Source organism: Pseudoalteromonas sp. SIMBA_162 (assembly GCF_046535955.1).
Taxonomy (GTDB): Bacteria; Pseudomonadota; Gammaproteobacteria; order Enterobacterales; family Alteromonadaceae; genus Pseudoalteromonas; species Pseudoalteromonas marina.
Genome location: NZ_JAWJBQ010000828.1, coordinates 1 through 251 on the forward strand (window position 1 = coordinate 1; position 251 = coordinate 251).

Here is a 251-nt window from a genome sequence, read left to right on the forward strand (position 1 = left end):
GGTGTTCTGGGAAACCGCGCCGGTATGCCTTCTCGCCGCCGCGCTGGTCTCCTGGGGCCTGCCGCAGGACCCGCTCAAGCTGGAACGCTGCAAGCAGTTCGACTGGCTCGGTGCCTTGCTGGGCGTCACCGCCCTGTGCGCGCTGGTCGCCGGCATGACCCAGGGTGAGCGACTCGACTGGGGCAACTCGCCGTTGATCGTCGCTCTGCTGACCACGGGCGGGCTGGTCTTCGTGACCTTCCTGATCCATG

General features: G+C 67.7%; 1 pseudogene. It reads left to right on the top strand.

The features are described from left to right. Positions 1–251 (top strand): annotated as a pseudogene (locus tag R0J88_RS22000) (MFS transporter); the annotation flags it as partial.